General features: G+C 42.5%; 15 protein-coding genes. 8 read left to right on the top strand and 7 right to left on the bottom strand.

From position 1 onward, the window contains the following. The first annotated feature begins 289 nt into the window (after nucleotides 1–289). The 5 genes from C0V77_RS19485 to C0V77_RS19465 all read left to right on the top strand — a co-directional run bounded on the left by C0V77_RS19485 (nucleotide 290) and on the right by C0V77_RS19465 (nucleotide 5,339). Complete coding sequence (locus C0V77_RS19485) at nucleotides 290–1,141, top strand: cupin-like domain-containing protein (protein ID WP_101728143.1); 852 nt, start codon at nucleotides 290–292, stop codon at nucleotides 1,139–1,141. A 3-nt stretch (nucleotides 1,142–1,144) separates the two neighbouring features. After that, nucleotides 1,145–1,717 (top strand): 5-formyltetrahydrofolate cyclo-ligase, encoded by a 573-nt coding sequence (locus C0V77_RS19480; RefSeq protein ID WP_101728054.1) that lies wholly within the window; start codon nucleotides 1,145–1,147, stop codon nucleotides 1,715–1,717. Between the two features lie 135 nt (nucleotides 1,718–1,852). Beyond that, entirely contained in the window at nucleotides 1,853–2,848 is a 996-nt protein-coding gene (locus tag C0V77_RS19475) for an aspartate-semialdehyde dehydrogenase (protein WP_101728053.1), read from the top strand. Between the two features lie 230 nt (nucleotides 2,849–3,078). Next, nucleotides 3,079–4,389, top strand: coding sequence for a 30S ribosomal protein S12 methylthiotransferase RimO (gene rimO, locus C0V77_RS19470; RefSeq protein ID WP_101728052.1), 1,311 nt, complete (start codon nucleotides 3,079–3,081; stop codon nucleotides 4,387–4,389). Between the two features lie 155 nt (nucleotides 4,390–4,544). Then, on the top strand, nucleotides 4,545–5,339 hold the full coding sequence (locus C0V77_RS19465; RefSeq protein WP_101728051.1) for a M48 family metallopeptidase: 795 nt from the start codon (nucleotides 4,545–4,547) through the stop codon (nucleotides 5,337–5,339). Between the two features lie 3 nt (nucleotides 5,340–5,342). Here the strand turns inward: C0V77_RS19465 and C0V77_RS19460 are convergent, their stop codons facing one another. Continuing rightward, nucleotides 5,343–6,191: an AraC family transcriptional regulator gene (locus C0V77_RS19460; protein ID WP_101728050.1), complete on the bottom strand. Its 849-nt coding sequence runs from the start codon at nucleotides 6,189–6,191 to the stop codon at nucleotides 5,343–5,345. Between the two features lie 170 nt (nucleotides 6,192–6,361). Here C0V77_RS19460 and C0V77_RS19455 point away from each other — a divergent pair, with 170 nt between their 5' ends. After that, nucleotides 6,362–7,189, top strand: coding sequence for a phytanoyl-CoA dioxygenase family protein (locus C0V77_RS19455; protein WP_101728049.1), 828 nt, complete (start codon nucleotides 6,362–6,364; stop codon nucleotides 7,187–7,189). Nucleotides 7,190–7,206: 17 nt separating this feature from the next. Here the strand turns inward: C0V77_RS19455 and C0V77_RS19450 are convergent, their stop codons facing one another. Continuing rightward, a complete protein-coding gene (locus C0V77_RS19450; RefSeq protein ID WP_101728142.1) occupies nucleotides 7,207–8,394 on the bottom strand; it encodes an MFS transporter in 1,188 nt (395 codons plus the stop codon). Nucleotides 8,395–8,525: 131 nt separating this feature from the next. Between C0V77_RS19450 and C0V77_RS19445 the strand changes: the two genes are divergently transcribed. Both C0V77_RS19445 and C0V77_RS19440 read left to right on the top strand, forming a co-directional pair. Continuing rightward, on the top strand, nucleotides 8,526–9,725 hold the full coding sequence (locus tag C0V77_RS19445) for an acetyl-CoA C-acetyltransferase (RefSeq protein WP_101728048.1): 1,200 nt from the start codon (nucleotides 8,526–8,528) through the stop codon (nucleotides 9,723–9,725). A gap of 97 nt (nucleotides 9,726–9,822) precedes the next feature. Continuing rightward, complete coding sequence (locus C0V77_RS19440) at nucleotides 9,823–10,401, top strand: Crp/Fnr family transcriptional regulator (RefSeq protein ID WP_101728047.1); 579 nt, start codon at nucleotides 9,823–9,825, stop codon at nucleotides 10,399–10,401. On the opposite strand, the gene C0V77_RS19435 is transcribed toward C0V77_RS19440, so the two are convergent. The 5 genes from C0V77_RS19435 to C0V77_RS19415 all read right to left on the bottom strand — a co-directional run bounded on the left by C0V77_RS19435 (nucleotide 10,384) and on the right by C0V77_RS19415 (nucleotide 17,166). Beyond that, complete coding sequence (locus tag C0V77_RS19435) at nucleotides 10,384–11,106, bottom strand: DUF4386 domain-containing protein (RefSeq protein ID WP_101728046.1); 723 nt, start codon at nucleotides 11,104–11,106, stop codon at nucleotides 10,384–10,386. The two genes, C0V77_RS19440 and C0V77_RS19435, sit on opposite strands and share 18 nt — an antisense overlap. A 142-nt stretch (nucleotides 11,107–11,248) precedes the next feature. Then, entirely contained in the window at nucleotides 11,249–11,893 is a 645-nt protein-coding gene (locus C0V77_RS19430; RefSeq protein WP_101728045.1) for an outer membrane lipoprotein carrier protein LolA, read from the bottom strand. Between the two features lie 63 nt (nucleotides 11,894–11,956). Beyond that, nucleotides 11,957–14,527: a DNA translocase FtsK gene (locus C0V77_RS19425; protein WP_101728044.1), complete on the bottom strand. Its 2,571-nt coding sequence runs from the start codon at nucleotides 14,525–14,527 to the stop codon at nucleotides 11,957–11,959. A 220-nt stretch (nucleotides 14,528–14,747) separates the two neighbouring features. Continuing rightward, nucleotides 14,748–15,839 carry a creatininase family protein gene (locus C0V77_RS19420; protein WP_101728043.1) on the bottom strand — a complete coding sequence of 364 codons (1,092 nt, stop codon included), beginning with the start codon at nucleotides 15,837–15,839 and terminating at the stop codon, nucleotides 14,748–14,750. 172 nt (nucleotides 15,840–16,011) lie between these two features. Beyond that, nucleotides 16,012–17,166, bottom strand: a complete 1,155-nt coding sequence (locus C0V77_RS19415; protein ID WP_101728042.1) for a low specificity L-threonine aldolase — start codon at nucleotides 17,164–17,166, stop codon at nucleotides 16,012–16,014. Between the last annotated feature and the right edge of the window lie 55 nt (nucleotides 17,167–17,221).

Raw genomic sequence — 17,221 nt, 5'->3', positions numbered from 1 at the left:
TTGACGCTGCCAGAATTTTGAACAACTGATTTTGCGCCGTGTAAAAATAGTATGCAAGCATAATTTTTTACAAAGATACAGCAAAGAAAATATTATGAAAGAATAAGAATGTAAAATTTATTATAATAAATTTCCGAATAATTATATTATAAAAATTTTAAGCAGCAGAAGTATTTTTGAAACCATTTTTTTGCGCCAATGGTTTTTATTAACAGCATTCAATTACAACACTCTACTGTTTATTGTTTTTATTGATTTGTATTATTCGATAAAAATTAAATTCATTGTTATGGAACTTATACCCATTGAAAGACGCAGCAACTTAAGTCGTGAAGAGTTCATAGAAAATTATCTCAAGCCTAAAAAGCCGGTTGTATTTACCGACCTTGTAAAAGATTGGCCCGCGTTAGATAAATGGACTTTTGAATGGCTCAAAAAAAATTACGGACACATTGAAGTGCCGCTGTTTGACAACCACGTGCACGACACCAAAACTTACTTTCAGGCGGCAAAAACGATGCCTTTTGGCGAGTACCTGAGCCTGATAGAGAAAGGACCTACCGACCTCAGGATTTTCCTGTTCGATATTTTCAAAAAAGTACCTGAGCTTGCCAACGATATCCGTTTTCCTACTATTATGGACGGTTTCCTGAAAAGCTATAAATTTATGTTCTTTGGCGGGCAGAATTCAGAAGTGAATCTGCATTATGATATGGACTGCTCGCACGTGTTTCTGACACAGTTTCAGACACGTAAGCAAATCATTCTTTTTCCGCCTGAAGAGAGTACAAATCTGTATCACCACCCATTCACGGTTCAAAGCCACGTGCATCCGTTGAAACCCGATTTTGAGAAATACCCGGCGTTTAAAAATGCCGTAGGCTATGAGGCCACCTTCGGGCATGGCGAAACCGTGTTTATCCCTTCTCTATGGTGGCACTATATTAAGTACGTAGATGGCGGTTTCAGCCTTGCCCTGCGTGCCAATGACTCAATATTTACTACCGTAAGAGGTGGCTGGAATCTGGTGCGCCACACATTTGTTGATAAAGGAATGACCAAAATGCTGGGTGGCCAGTGGAAAGAGTGGAAAGAAAATAAAGCCAGAGAAAAAGCAGCTCAGGCATTACAGGAAGCCTGATAGATGAATAAAGCGGCATTAAGAGCAGCGTACCTGCAAAAAAGAAAAGAACTTTCGGGTACCGACAGCCAGACTTACTCGCAACGAATCCATGATTGGCTTTTTAAAAGTTTTCCTGTTCATAAGTATTCGGTTATTCATACGTATCTGCCCATGAAGAAAAAGATTGAGGTTGATACGCAGTTGGTTATAGATACGCTCAAACAGGATTTCAAGGCCGGAATAGTTGTTCCAAAAAGCCATGATGACGGCACCATGACAAATTACTGGCTGAAAGACGATACCATCCTGCTGGAGAATAAATTTGGTGTACCCGAACCTGTTAACTGCTCACCATTGACCGTTAATGCACGAGAAATTGATATGGTTTTATTACCTCTGCTGGCTTTTGATAAACGAGGTTACAGAGTAGGATACGGTAAAGGCTATTATGACCGTTTTCTGACCAGATGCAGGCCTGATGTTGTGAAGATTGGCGTATCTTTTTTTGACCCCGTAGAGGCCATTGATGACGTGAATGACACTGATATAAAGCTCGATTATTGTATTACACCTAACGGAATTTGGAGCTTTTAAAATATTTTGGATTATTCCAAGAAAAACAAACAAAAAAACTTCTATTTTTGTAATTCCAAAGCCCCTTTGAAAATTGGGGCTTTGCTGTAAATATATGTCTAACTAAATTTTGCCCTCAAAAGAGGGTTGTTAATCATGAAAATCGCAGTTGTAGGTGCTACCGGACTGGTAGGCACTGAAATCTTGAAAGTCTTGGCGGAACGTAATTTCCCCGTTACCGAAATCATTCCTGTTGCTTCAGAAAAATCTATTGGTAAACAGGTTGAATTTAAGGGTAAGCAGTTTACAGTAGTAGGCTATGAAGACGCAATCAAGATGAAGCCTGCGGTGGCAATTTTTTCGGCTGGTGGAAGTACTTCGTTGGCGTTGGCTCCGAAATTTGCAGAAGCAGGCATCCCGGTTATTGATAATTCATCAGCCTGGAGAATGGACCCTACCAAGAAACTGGTAGTGCCAGAGGTAAACGCAGATACCTTAACAGCAGAAGACAAAATTATTGCAAACCCGAATTGCTCAACTATACAGATGGTAGTGGTTCTGAAACCTTTGCATGACAAATATAAGATAAAGCGTGTGGTGGTATCTACCTATCAGTCAGTTACCGGAACCGGAAAAGCAGCAGTTGACCAGCTTTTTGCTGAAAGAAGTGGCGACGACGAAGCTAAAAAGGTGTACCCGCACAAAATAGACCTGAATGTGTTGCCCCACATTGATGTATTTCTTGACAATGGTTATACCAAAGAAGAAATGAAAATGACCAACGAGACCAAGAAAATAATGGGCGACGACAGCATTGCAGTAACAGCAACTACGGTGCGTATCCCGACAATCGGCGGGCACTCTGAGGCGGTAAATATTGAATTTGAAAACGAGTTTGACCTCGCTGATATCCCGCAGTTGCTAAGCGAAATGGAGGGAGTGGTTGTACAGGACGACCCTAAAAACTTTGTGTATCCTATGCCTATTAATGCACACGGAAAAGACGAAGTTTTTGTAGGCCGTATCCGTCGTGATGAATCTCAACCTAAAACGCTTAACCTCTGGATTGTAGCTGATAACCTTCGTAAAGGTGCAGCTACAAATGCCGTTCAGATTGCCGAGTACTTGCTGGCAAAGGGTTTACTTGCTTAAAAACTGATTTTACAGATGTTTTTATATAGAAGGGTATCGGCTGCCGATACCCTTTTTTCGTATATAAGTTAAGGCAAAAATCAGCAGTAAACAGTCTTATATGGTATTAAAAGGGCGATTTAGCTTGTGAAACTGCTCTAAACTTTTTAATATCCTATTCTTTTCCGAACTTTGTACCCTGAATAGCCGTTAGTCTATTCTACGCCTGTCTTACTACAATCAGTAAAAAGTTGAAAACAAAAGGTTCAGTAAAAAATAAAGTAAATATAGTTACGCTTGGTTGCTCCAAAAATCTGGTCGATTCGGAGGTTATCTATACGCAGTTAAAAGGCAATGGCTACCATGTAACGCATGAAGGTAAGAAAGATGATGCCAATATTGTTATTATTAATACCTGCGGGTTTATTGATAATGCCAAGCAGGAATCAATAGATACAATTTTACGCTATGCCGACGCTAAAGATGCCGGCGTGGTCGATAAAGTATATGTAACTGGGTGTTTGTCGCATCGGTATAAAGACGAACTCGAGCTTGAAATACCAACGGTTGATGCCTGGTTTGGTACCAATGAGCTACCACGCTTATTGAAAACCCTGAAGGCCGATTATAAACAGGAGCTGGTGGGTGAACGCCTGCTAACTACCCCGGCACATTACGCCTACATGAAAATAGCCGAAGGCTGCGACCGCCCCTGTAGTTTTTGTGCAATACCTCTTATGAGAGGCGGGCATGTTTCAAAAACAATTGAAGAAGTTGTGTTGGAGGCGAAGAATCTGGCAAGAAAAGGCACCAAAGAACTGATTCTGATTGCGCAAGACCTGACCTATTATGGGTTAGACCTCTATAAAAAGCGTGAACTGGCCAATTTGCTCGACAGGCTGTCTGATGTTGAAGGAATAGAATGGATTCGCCTGCAATATGCGTATCCTTCGGGCTTCCCTTTAGATGTGCTGCAGGTAATGAAGAATCGCACGAATGTCTGTCATTATCTTGATATGCCCTTGCAACATGGTTCAACAGAAATGTTGAAATTGATGCGCCGGGGTATTACCAGAGAAAAAACAGAAGACCTGATTAAAACCATCAGGGATACAGTGCCGGGCATTGCCTTACGCACTACCCTGATAGCCGGCCATCCCGGCGAAACCGAAGAATACTTTGAAGAGATGTACCGTTTTGTAGAAGAAACAAGGTTTGAGCGCCTGGGGGTTTTTCAGTATTCACATGAAGAAAATACGCATTCGTATACCATGCCAGACGATATACCGGCAGAGGTGAAGCAGGAGCGGAACGATCTGATTATGGAGTTGCAGCAGGGTATTTCTCAGGAACTCAATCAGCAGAAAATCGGGCAGACCTTTAAGGTGTTGTTCGACCGCAAAGAAGGCGGTTATTTTATTGGCCGAACAGAATTTGACTCGCCGGAAGTGGATAATGAAGTGCTGGTGCCGGCTTCTCAGTATGTTCGCCTCGGAGACTTCGCCAACATACGAATCACCGATGCAACTGAATTTGATTTATACGGAGAGGTGGTTGTCTGATAACTACCTGCCTTGCCCTGACGGGTTTTCAGCCACGCAATCTTACATGCTATAGCCATTATAAATTGTTATACGCTGAATTATTAATTTTCAGTAATTACTAATAATTCAGCGTGCCAGACGTTATTTATTTGAAGTTTATTTCAGGAAAAGTAATGAGATTGTATTTGTTTTCTTGTGTTACCCTATTTGTTTCAGCAGAGTTGTCGGCTCAGACACCTGTTCTGCGTTCGCAAAATGCAAGTTTTGGCAGTACGTCTGTAGTGAAGACCAGTTCGCCTGCTTCAGAGGTCAAGAATACCAAAAAGCGATTTGCCCCCGCAGGTACAAATATTCATCTTCTGCCTCTTTTTGGAGGTTTTGATAAAACCGATAGCCAGAAAGCAACAGATGCAGAATTTTTGAAAGTATGTGACCTGAACTTCAAAAGTCGTAAAGAAGCCAGTGAGTTTTTCTCTTCAAGAGCCTGGGAGTATCTGGGCGAAGGCCAAAGAGATACAGCAACGTATCGTTTCAATCTGGCTTATCTGCTTAATGATGAGAATGTAGACGTATACTGGGGTCTGGGCGTTATTAATTACCAGAATGAGAAATACTCAGAAGCCATAGAGCTGATGGAGCATGGCTTGCAGCTTGACAATGAAGATAACACCACGCTGATGGTAGATTTGTCGACCGTTTACCTGAAGTGGTTTATGGTTGATAGCAAAACCGAGCATATCGATAAAACCTTTAGCTTACTGGCAGATGTAATTAAAAAATCGCCGGAGTATGCCAATGCTTATATGCAGTTGTCGCTGGCAAGGCTCACCAATAACCAGATTGACGAAGCCTGGGATAATTTCCACAAAGGCTACTCTTTAGACCCTCAAAGCGCAAACCCCGAAATTTTGCAGGCATTGCTTGAAAAGAAAGAAGACCCTAAAGGTATATTCAAAAAAGCACAGTAAACATTAAGCCTCATATTGCCTTCTGTAAACCAGAGGGGTAACTCCTGTCTGGCTTTTAAATATCCGGTGAAAATGCGATAAGTTCTGGAACCCACACTCAACACTTATCTGGCTTATGTCCAGTTCATTATTCATCAACATCTTACGGGCGTTACTTAATCGTATTTCGTTCAGAAAATAAATATAGGTTTTTCTGGTTCGGGATTTGAAGTATCTGCAAAACGAAGGAACCGTAAGATTTGCAATTTCTGCCACTGTTTCTAAAGATATATCTTCCTTGAAGTTCTCAAGCGTAAACTCAAGAATCTTCCGCATCCGCTCATTTTCAGTCTCATCAGGTTTAATATTGAAACCCTCGCTGGCCAGCAACTGATAATCGGCGCATTTAGATAATTGCTCTAGTGCATCAATCAAAGCCAGCAAGCGTATTACGCCTTTAGTTTCAAATACTTTTTGCACAAGCGGCGCCATAGATACCGGAAATTTGATGCCCGAATCAGCCATATTCAGCATTGAAACAATAGATTTACATTCAGGCAGGCTATCTAAAATATTATCTACAAAGGCCGGAGAAAACTGAATCACCACGGCTTCGTCAAGGTCATATTCATTTTTGCTCACATGTTCACTTCGCCAGAAATGTGGCAGATTAGAACCCAGCAGAACAAGGTCGCCATCTTCAAAAGCAGAGACGTGGTCGCCAACAAATCTTTGTCCGTTACCCTTTACAATTAAAGTCAGCTCATATTCAGGATGATAGTGCAGGGGGGCATCAAATTGGGGCAGGGCTACATATCTTGTCAGGAAAGACGAGCCTTCATCAGTTATTACTTTCTCAAAAAGCGCTTTCATAAGAATTACAACAGGGCTAAAATAAATTCAGCGGCATTGATTAACGTAGTTGGTTCATGGAGTTTCAAATTTATGTTAAAATACTATACAAAAATGAAAATAATAAAGATTTTTCTTAGAAAAATTCTATCGAGATTTGTATTCTCTATTCAACCATAACACTTTAAGCAATGATTGCTGAGTCAGAGAAAACAATTCTTTTGCAACAACTCAGAGAACCCTTCCCATTATCAGCAGAAACCATTGCATTCTACCAGGAATTCGGCTACGTAAAGCTAAAAAATGTACTATCAGCGGAAGTCTTAACCTATTACGGTGAAATTATTACAGATTGGGTTTTCAGACTCAATAAGCTGAACAAGCCAATGGACGAACGCACTACGTACGAAAAAGCGTTTTTGCAGATTATGAATTTGTGGTGCGAAAATGAGGAGGTAAAAGAATTTGTTTTTTCTGAACGGCTGGCGCGTATTGCCAGCGAACTGATGGGGGTATCGGGTGTGAGGCTTTACCATGACCAGGCACTGTACAAAGAGCCCTCTGGCGGTATTACTCCCTGGCATGCCGACCAGTTTTACTGGCCGCTTTCTAGTTTAAATACCATTACTGTCTGGATTCCGTTACAGGAAACACCAATGGAAATGGGGCCTCTGGCATTTGCCGAAAAAAGCCAGAACCTGGAAATAGGTCGCGATAAAGAGATATCTGACGAGTCGGAAGCCCTGCTGGCAGATACTCTGAAGCAGTTCTCAATGAACGATACACCCTTTGAACTGGGTGAAGTAAGCTTTCATGCCGGATGGACGTATCACCGCGCTGGGCCGAACAAATCTGATAAGCCCCGTAAGGTAATGACCATGATATACATGGACAAAGACATTAGAATTGTTGAACCTACCAACGAGTACCGTTTGGCTGACTGGCAAACCTGGCTTGATAGTAAACCCGTTGGCAGCATTGCAGATGGAAAACTGAACCCTATATTATATGTATCATGAGCATGACAGGCGAAGCTTTACACCAGTTTCTTCCTTAAAGCTCCGAATCCTATGGTCGCAATCAGACCTAAAGACCCCAGAATATACCAAAGGGCATCATAGCCAAACCTGGCAATCGTTTGTGTGCCTATGAGTGGAGCCGAAATCTGCGCCATAGACCAGCTCATGGCATAAAGCGCCGAGTATTGTCCACGATTATGAGGTTTGGCTCGCTCAATGCTGAATGCATTCATAAAAGGCATGGCAAACATTTCTGAAAAAGTAGCAAACACCACACCTATTATCAGCCAGAAATAATTGTGTGTAAGCAAAAATATAATGTAGTTGGGTACAACCAGTAATGTTCCGAAACTGATAAGAGACAATCGTCTGAATTTTCCTTCAATTTTGTATATAAAAACCATTTCTATCAGGGCAACCATCAGGCCATTCAGGCCCAACAGATAGCCAATCTGGACCTCGGTTAAATGACAGGCTTCTTTATAAAAAAGCGGGCCGATGGTAAACAATTGAGAAAAAGCAATGGCATAGAGCGTAGCCAGCAGAATGAAGACCAAATAAATGCGGTCTTTGAAGGCCGAGTCGTTTTTATCGGGTACAAAGGTGTTCTTTGTGGATGTTTTTTCCTTTTTTGTGCTTCTTAAGAACGCCCAAACCAATAATCCGGCGCCAATATTTGTAAAACCATCAGCCCAGAATAGCAGGCTGTAGTTATAAGCTGCCAGAAAGCCTCCGATGGCCGGCCCGATAGACCAGCCTATATTGATAGCCAGGCGAATGAGAGAAACCGAACGGGTAAAGTTTTCAGGTGTGCTGAAATCTGCAATAGAGGCGGTGTTGGCCGGGCGGTAGGCTTCTCCGAACGCACTAAGACAAAGCGCACAAGCGCACAGCGGATAGAAGCTCTGTAAGTGAACCATTACAATAAACATAATGCCGCCCAGAAACAGGCTCCAGAACTGAACCGGATAGTATCCGATTTTATCAGTAAGCTTGCCACCCATCCAGGTTCCGAATATAGAACCCGCTCCAAAAAGGGTCATGATAACGCCAGCCTGTTCAATACTGAAATGTAATTTCCGGGTAAGATAAACCGTCAGGAATGCAATTACCATTGTACCACTGCGATTGATAAACATAACAACAGCCAATAACCACACCTGCTTTGAAAGGCCGCCAAAAGCATTGCGAAACAAGGAAACCATCTGAAGAAAAATTAGGTAATAGCACTGAAACAAAGGTAATGTTTTCATTGCTTGCATCAAACTAAACAATTTCTTAGTTTTGTTGTAATAGGTATGCAAGCATACTATTTCAACACAAACCAATAACGTAAATGGAAGCTTATATATATGATGCCCTAAGAACCCCTCGCGGGCGTGGCAAAGCAGACGGTTCTTTGCATGATGTTCAGCCTGTGCAATTGCTCTCAACCGTTTTAAAAGCCTTGCAAGAGCGCAATGATTTAGATACCTCTTATATAGATGATGTAATTGCCGGTTGTGTATCGCCACTGGGCGAGCAGGGAGGTGACATTGCCCGTGCTGCTGTGCTAGATGCAGGCTATGCCCAGAGTGTGGCTGGTGTACAGGTAAACCGCTTCTGTTCGTCGGGGCTGGAGGCTATCAATATGGCAGCCGCTTATGTAATGTCGGGTCAGGCAGACCTGATAGTGGCTGGTGGAGTAGAGTCTATGTCACGCGTGCCAATGGGCTCAGACGGCGGCGCAATGATGATGAATCCGCAGCTAATTGCACGTCATAGCATTGTTCCACAAGGCATATCTGCCGATTTGATAGCTACCAAATATGGTTACTCAAGAACAGAGCTGGATACCTTTGCTGCTGAGTCGGTAAGAAGAGCCGTGCAAGCGCAGCAAAATGGTTATTTCCGTTCAGTAGTACCTGTAAAAGATGAAATAGGGTTGACGGTGCTTGACAGAGACGAAGGCATCAGGCCTGATACAACTGCTGAATCGTTAAGCAAACTAAAGCCGGCCTTTGAAATGATAGGCAGCATGGGGCTTGATGCCCTGGCTTTGCTTAAATACAATAGTCTGCTGGCAATCAACCATGTGCATCATGCAGGCAACTCGTCGCAGATAAGCGACGGAGCAGGAGCCTTGCTGATAGGCAACAAAGCCACAGGAGAGAAACTGGGCTTAAAACCCAGAGCAAAAATCAAGGCATTCGGGGTAGTGGGTTCAGACCCGACTATTATGCTTACCGGCCCTGTGCCGGCTACTCAGAAGGTTCTGAAACGTGCAGGCATGCTGGTGAGTGATATTGATATTTTTGAAGTAAACGAAGCCTTCGCAGCCATACCCATGTATTTTATGGACCAGCTGGGGGTAGACCACAGCAAAGTGAACATCAACGGTGGAGCTATTGCCTTGGGGCATCCACTAGGTGCAACAGGTGCTATTCTATCGGGTACTTTGATTGATGAGATGGAACGGACCAATAAAGCAACGGGTTTAGTAACCTTATGTATCGGTGGCGGAATGGGTATTGCTACTGTTTTTGAGAGAGTTTAAAATATTACAAGAGGGGCAAAATGTTTGTCCCTCTTGTGTTTATTGGTAAATCTGATATGCCTGGTTGAAACATATTTTAACCGTCAAGCAATAGTATATGAATAATGCACTGCTGAAATTCTTATCAAAATTTGAAACGCTTACACAAGACGAAGCAGAAAGCATTGCTGATAAGCTACAGGTGCAGACCTACAAAAAAGGCACATTACTGCTGAAAGAAGGTGAAATAGCTAAAAGATGTTTTTTTATATTGAAAGGCTGTGTAAGGCAGTATTATCTAGCCGACGGAGACGAAAAAACTACAGCCTTTTTTACTGAAGAGCAGGCGGTTGTGTCTTTTTCAAGCTATGCAAGGCAAATTCCTTCTACCCAGAATTGGATATGCTCGGAAGACACCACCGCCATTGTTGGCTATCTTGACACAGAGCAGGAAATGTATGCACAATTTCCGAAATTGCTTGAAATTACACGCGCATTTCTTGAAGTTGACTTTGGTAAAACGCAGGATGACTTTGCGACATTTATTGCGTCTTCTCCTGAAGAAAGGTACAACCAACTTCAAGAAAAACGTCCTGAGTTGCTTCAACGTGTGCCTCAACACCAGATAGCCAGTTATCTGGGCATAAAGCCGGAGTCTCTCAGCAGAATCAGAAAACGGCTAAGCCTCCGTAAATGAGCCTTCTTCTTTTAGTTTTCTTCCCTTTATTAGCAGCCAGATGGCAAAACCTACTTCTCCTATTATTGATGGAATAGCCACCAGTGCGGTTAGAACAGTTTTATGGTTATGGTAATTACTGGCTGACAACTTTGCGATGTTATCGGTCATATAGGCAATGGCAGCCCAGAACAAAAGAAAACCAATAATTTTAGGAACTAAACCCGAACGGATGATGAGAAAGGCTAGAAGCAATAAATGAAAAGCAAAAAAGATGAGGGCAATTGCCCAGCCGTCATCAAATGCATTGAAATAAATCAGCGCCTGAACAGAAGCCTCATCAAATGGCAGCGATTGGTTAGTAGATAACAGCCTGAAACCTGATACGAGGTTCAGCAATGAAACTGCAAAAATGGTTGTGTAAACCAACCTGAAAATAGCAGCCAGGAATGAGAAACCTCTATCTACTTTTTTAAAGAAAATATATAATGCCCAACTGACCATTATATCACAAATAAGAACAATTATAAAAGCGAGCAAACCTATTTGAAACTTAAAGGGATTTTCGATTATATTATGTGCAGTAGCCTGCGCATTGGTAGGTACAATAAGGCTCTGGTGTGTATGAAACTCAGCTATCATAGCTGCGAAAAACATGATGATAGACGCTATTGCTGCTATAAAAGCTGCTTGCCCGGTAGTGGTGCCTGGTGTTTTGATGCTCATTTTTGAATCTGGAATAGGAGCACAAAACTAAAGAGCTACTGGTTGTCAGACATTGACTAAAGTTAAGAAATCAATAGGTGCGAGTATATAAAACAAAACCCCGAAGGTTGTCCATCAGGGTTTTGTTTTGGGTAATACTAAACTACCTCAAATCAACCACCTCAGCTCCTGGATACAGCTTTTTATCAAAAGTGAAAAGTTTTTCGTCAGCCGGTGCATTGGGTACGAATTTATCTACTCTGAAAACCGTGCGTTTGCCGCTTTTATCCCATATTTTCCAGGATTTTAAGGCCTTATCTTTTCTATCCACCTTCATCTGAATTTTGGCTATATTACCCGATTTGCTTTCGGGGGTCAGCTCAATATTATCATATACCTGCGCGCCCTCTTTGGTTTCTCCGGCATAAACATATTTATAGCCTTTTTTATAAAGGTTCAAAATACCGGTCGGAGACAGCGCCTCGTCGGTACTGGGGTCATATTCTGTAATATTTACCTCATTGGTTTCTTTTACATAGGTGTAAAGGTCTTTTCCGTTGGTAAATACAGCCTGCCCTGCCATTTTTAAATGAAATTTATTTCCTTTTACTGTTACATCGCCTTTGGTACTTTCAAGCAACTTGGCATTATTGCCTTCTGTTCCAAAAGTAAAAGCTGCATTGAAAGATTTCAAGCTCTGGTATTTCCGGCTCACTTCGTCTAATATGGCTGTGGCTTTGGGGTCTTTCTGGGCAATTGCCAGGCTGGTTATAACCAGCCCGCCTATTATTAAAATCAATTTTTTCATTCTGTAAACGTTTAACTGGGTGTATATACCCTTTAGACTAAAAATTTATACCAGGGATTAACACTAACGCAAATTGCGTAATATTTCTTCCAGGTGAGTAAGGTCCTTTACCAGCACCTCACGGGCTTTGCTACCTTCAAATGGCCCTACAATGCCTGCACCTTCCAGTTGGTCAATAATTCTGCCGGCACGGTTGTAGCCCAGTTTCATTTTACGTTGTATTAATGAGGTACTACCCTGTTGGTGACTAACCAGCAAACGGGCGGCTTCTTCAAACATAGAGTCCAGTTCTGAAGCGTCAAAATCCAGTGTTTCGTTATCATCATCACCATAAAACTCGGGTAGCATATAAGCAGACTCATAGGCTCTCTGGCTACCGATAAACTCGCAGATGTCTTCTACCTCCGGCGTATCTACAAATGGGCATTGCAGGCGTATCATGTCTGAACCCATAGAAAGCAGCATGTCTCCATTGCCCACCAGCTGTTCAGACCCCCCGGTATCAAGAATGGTACGTGAGTCTATTTTTGAAGTTACTTTAAAAGACAAACGCGCCGGGAAGTTCGCTTTAATAAGACCCGTAATAACATTAACCGATGGGCGCTGGGTAGCAACAATCAGGTGTATACCAATGGCACGGGCCAGTTGAGCTAAACGGGCTATGGGTTGTTCAACTTCTTTACCGGCGGTCATCATTAAATCGGCCAACTCGTCAATCACCAGTACAATGTATGGTAAATATTTGTGTCCTTTTTCAGGATTCAGGCGGCGTTGCACAAACTTGGTGTTGTATTCTCTGATGTTTCGCACACCTGCATCTTTCAGCAGATTATAGCGGTTGTCCATCTCAATACACAACGAATTGAGGGTATAGATAACCTTCTTGGTATCAGTAATAATTGCTTCTTCCGAATTTGGCAGCATTGCCAGAAAATGCCGCTCAATTTTGTTGTAAAGTGTCAGCTCAACTTTTTTAGGGTCAACCAATACAAACTTGATTTGTGACGGGTGCTTTTTGTAGAGCAGAGACGTAAGAATTACGTTTAAGCCCACCGATTTACCTTGTCCGGTGGCACCGGCCATCAGCAAGTGAGGCATCTTGGCTAAGTCGGTAATAAAAGCCTCATTTGATATAGTTCTGCCCAGAATAATGGGTAATTCATAATTGCTTTTCTGGAATTTCTCGTTCGAGATAACCGATTTCATCGTTACCATTTCACGGTTTTTGTTCGGCACTTCTATACCTACCGTGCCTTTACCGGGCATGGGTGCAATGATACGGATACCCAAAGCCGACAGGTTAAGGGCGATGTCATCTTCCAGATTCTTGATTTTTGAAATTCTGATACCGGCATCGGGTACAATTTCGTAGAGCGTAACCGTGGGGCCAATAGTAGCCTTTATGCTTGAAATACCAATCTGAAAATTGCGCATGGTTTCCACAATTTTATTCTTGTTGGCTTCCAGCTCATCTTCAGTTACTTTACCTCCGGCGTTGCTGTATTCACTTAGAAGACTAACAGGCGGATATTGGTAACTGCCCAGGTCAAGGGTAGGATCATACATGCCATAGTCTTTCAGCACCTTTTCGTTTACATCGTCATCGTCCAGGTCTCCTTCTTCCTCTTCTGGCTGGTGCTCATTTACCCTGGTATCTTCTATAATAAATGTAGGGCCGTTGCCTGATACCTGGCTGGTTTCGGTGTTTTTCTGAGGTTGAGGCTTTTCTATTTCAAATTGCACCGGTTTATTGACCTCTGTGTCAATTATCAGGCTGGCAGCCACTGATTTTTCTTCAAAAGATTTCGGTGTTTCGGCCACTTCCATAACAGGTTCAGTTCTTACCTGTTCTTCACGGGCAGGTTCTTTTCTTCTGAAAGAGGGTTCGTCATAAGGTGAAACCTCTTCGTCCAAATCAACCTGTACCGCATTTCTTATTCGTTCGGTCGCAATGTCAACCTGCGGTTGGCGGTAAAATACCTTTGTAATAAACCAGTCGTCAATAGTAGAGTAACCATGAAAGAAAATAAGCCAGGCCACCAAAACCAGCATGATGATAAGTATACCGCCTGCACCAATGGCATGGTAAAGAAATTTATTGACCGAATAACCAATACCCCCGCATAAGGTGCCAGCGGGTATATCTATTATGGTAACAAAATAGCCGAGGCAGATGCTTGCCCAGAAAATATAGAAAACACTGGCAATAGTGAAGCGATTCAGACTTTGTGGCAGGAGGTCTTTTTTGAATACCAGGCGAAACCCTGCCCAGAAAATAACCGGAATCCAGCCGAAAGCTGAAATACCAAACCATTCAAAAATAAAATAATGCGAAATATAGGCACCCATCAGGCCCATCATGTTACGAGGCTTGAGGTCTATTTCTTCAAGAGAAGCGCTAAAATTACGTTGAACAATGTCCTGATCAGCGTTGCCCACCAATAAATGCGAAATAAACGAAACAAGAAGAATAACCGAGAGAACCAACAAGAAAACTCCGAAGGCAAGCACGTAGCCATCGGTATTTACACTGATCTCTATCGGCTCTTTTGTTCCGCTGTTTCCCGAACCTTTCGAAGCCGTACGCTCGGTATTCTTCGGGGGCTGTTTTTTGCGAAATGTATTACCCGACATCTTATACTTTTATTAGGAAAGCTATCAATTTTAAAACAAATATATGAATCCTGGCAGAAAAACCCTTGAATAACAAGGAAAATAGTATTTCGTGGTGCATTAAAAGGTTAATAGACAGGCCAATCAGAATCTGGTTTCCGAGCAAAGCAATAGCCTTAATTACCTGCCGGGGAATAACCGTCTTTACAGGTTTTTTATTGATAACGGAACCACAAGAAAATTATTGGCTTGCCTTTGTAACCCAGAACCTCTCGCCCCTGAACTGGCACCAGGCTTTGTTTACCGCACCCGACTCGTGTTTTACAAAAAGTATGTTCATATTCATAGACGAAAAATAATCGGGGGCATCCTGATAAAGATGGAAGAAATTACGAGTGTCTCGCCCGTTCCAGATAAAGTGCAGCGTATTGTCTTTCTGGCTTATTTCCAGTTTTCGCCCGGTGGCATCTACATAAGTGCCTACGTATTGGGCAAACTCAGCCGTTTTGTTTTTTACTTTGGGTAAAGCACAAGTGGCTATGCTGTCAATCTCTTTCATTAATTCATGCGCAAACGATGCCATGTTCTTTTCTCCTTTGTCTCTGGTTCCCAAAGCGGCATAGCCGTTTATACCACTGGTATTCAGATTGCCACCCTCAATCATGATGGGCGTCATGTTTCCGCTTTTGCCTTTCATGCTCGAATCATTAACGGCTCTGTCCATATCAACCAAATCGGGGCGGATGCTTAGTACATTAGAGGTTTCCAATTCATCGGCATGGCCGCTATAAGTTTTAGTTCTGAAACGAGCCTCTGCTTTATCGAAAGCAGGGCGGTCATACCTGCTGAAATAGAGTAGTATGCCCTCATCTGCCAGCGTTCTGGCGGCTGTTTCAAGGGTAGGAGTGGTGCTTACCCCTACATTAATAATATAAAATCTGCGAGGCCCATAGCCCGCCAGACTTCTCACTATCTCAACCACCATATTGGTGGCTGTTGCAAAAGTAGTACTGGTAGAGCCCGGGTATTTCAGAAAAGCCGGATAAAACCCGTAACTGACGGTGGGTGTAATAACCACCTTTTTTTTGGCAGCTACTCTTTTAGCCAGCTCTTGTGCTTGCAGAAAATCAGTCGATAAAGGCAAATGAGGCCCATGTTCTTTGGCGCCCGCGCCGAGGGGAATGACAACCACCGTTTCACTGTTGAGTATTTGGCGAGCGTATGTCCAGCTGATATCTTCCAGAAAGATGGCTTCGTTAGTAGCCGGAATATTATTTTGTGCAAAACTGTTTAGGGTGATGCTCAGGAGTATGAGGGAGTAGATTTTTTTCATGAATTATATTATTAAAGGGCCGATATTTATAACAACGACGAATGTATTCACTGGCTTTCAAATCAACACTTATAGTTGATTTTATACCGACTTAAGTCGGTATTGACGTATGAAAAATAACCTTTGTTTAGATAGTCGCCCAATTCATTGGGTGATTTTTGATGAAGAACATTCATTTCAAACTATTTACAAACGCCTGAGCCAAGGTAGAGGCATTACTACTCAACAATGATTCATTCACCAGAAGATTAAAACCATTGCTTTCATTTGGCCTGGCTGTAATACCATTTTTCTTCAGGTTTTCTGCAAATGTTTTTGGGGCTATGCCTTTCACTGTCAGCTTAAAAATATTGGTTCCGTTGGTAATCCGCTCAATTTTAAATGCCCCATGCGCCTCGAGGTTTTTTATCAGGTCTTCGGCAATGTTTACAGCTTTGGCATATCTGTCGGCAAAACCATCCAGATAATGTAAGGCCACCGCTGCAAAAGGCCAGACCTGATGCAAACCGCCTCCAAACATCCGCCTTTCATGATACATTGGGGCTATCAGTTCTTTTGGCCCAGCCAGAATAGCCCCTGATGCCGCATTGAAATATTTGTAAAGCGAGACATAAACGGTATCAAATAATGAGGCATAAGCAGCCGGACTTATACCTGTATAGGCAGAAGCCAGCAATAACCGCGCACCATCAAGGTGCATTTTAATGTTATTGGTTCGGGCAAGAGCTGAAATCTGTTGCATTTGTTCATAATCAAACAATTGGCCGTTTTTCCTTCGTACAGGCGATTCAATAGAAATAACCCCTACTTTAGAAGCCACTCTGCCACCTGCTGTTCTTTTCAGCACCTCGCTTACTTCTTCAACCGTAAAGGTTGCCTTATCTAAACCTAAAGGAACCAGATTAAGATTGGAGAGTATCTGAGTGGAATCTCCTGTATCGTTATACACATGGCTTTCGTGCTGAAGAATTACCCTGCTGTTTTTTCCTGCCTGCGTCCGTATGGCCAGATGATTAGCCAATGTACCCGTTGGCATAAAAACGGCGGCTTCTTTGCCCAGCAGATTTGCCATTTTTGTTTCCAGCTCTTCTACGCAGCCGTTCTGAGAATAATAGTCGGCCGTCAGGTTCTTTTTTTTGGTAATATCTGCCAGTAATTGTGAATAAGCTGCCGCATTAAGTACAAGCCCATCTGATACAAAATTAACGGTGGCAGGTGGCACGTCAACAGGTGGGTTTTCAGTTGTAAAAGCGTTGGCAGCAAAGACAGGCGCCAGCGAAAACGCGGAAGATAGCTTCAGGAAATTTCTGCGGCGTAGATGGTTCATAAGTTTGCGAATGATATAAGAGGAATCACTAAAATTAAATATAATTTTTTAGGTT

It is taken from the genome of Emticicia sp. TH156 (assembly GCF_002855535.1).
Classification (GTDB): domain Bacteria; phylum Bacteroidota; class Bacteroidia; order Cytophagales; family Spirosomataceae; genus Emticicia; species Emticicia fluvialis.
This window is presented reverse-complemented; position numbering and strand designations above follow the sequence as displayed.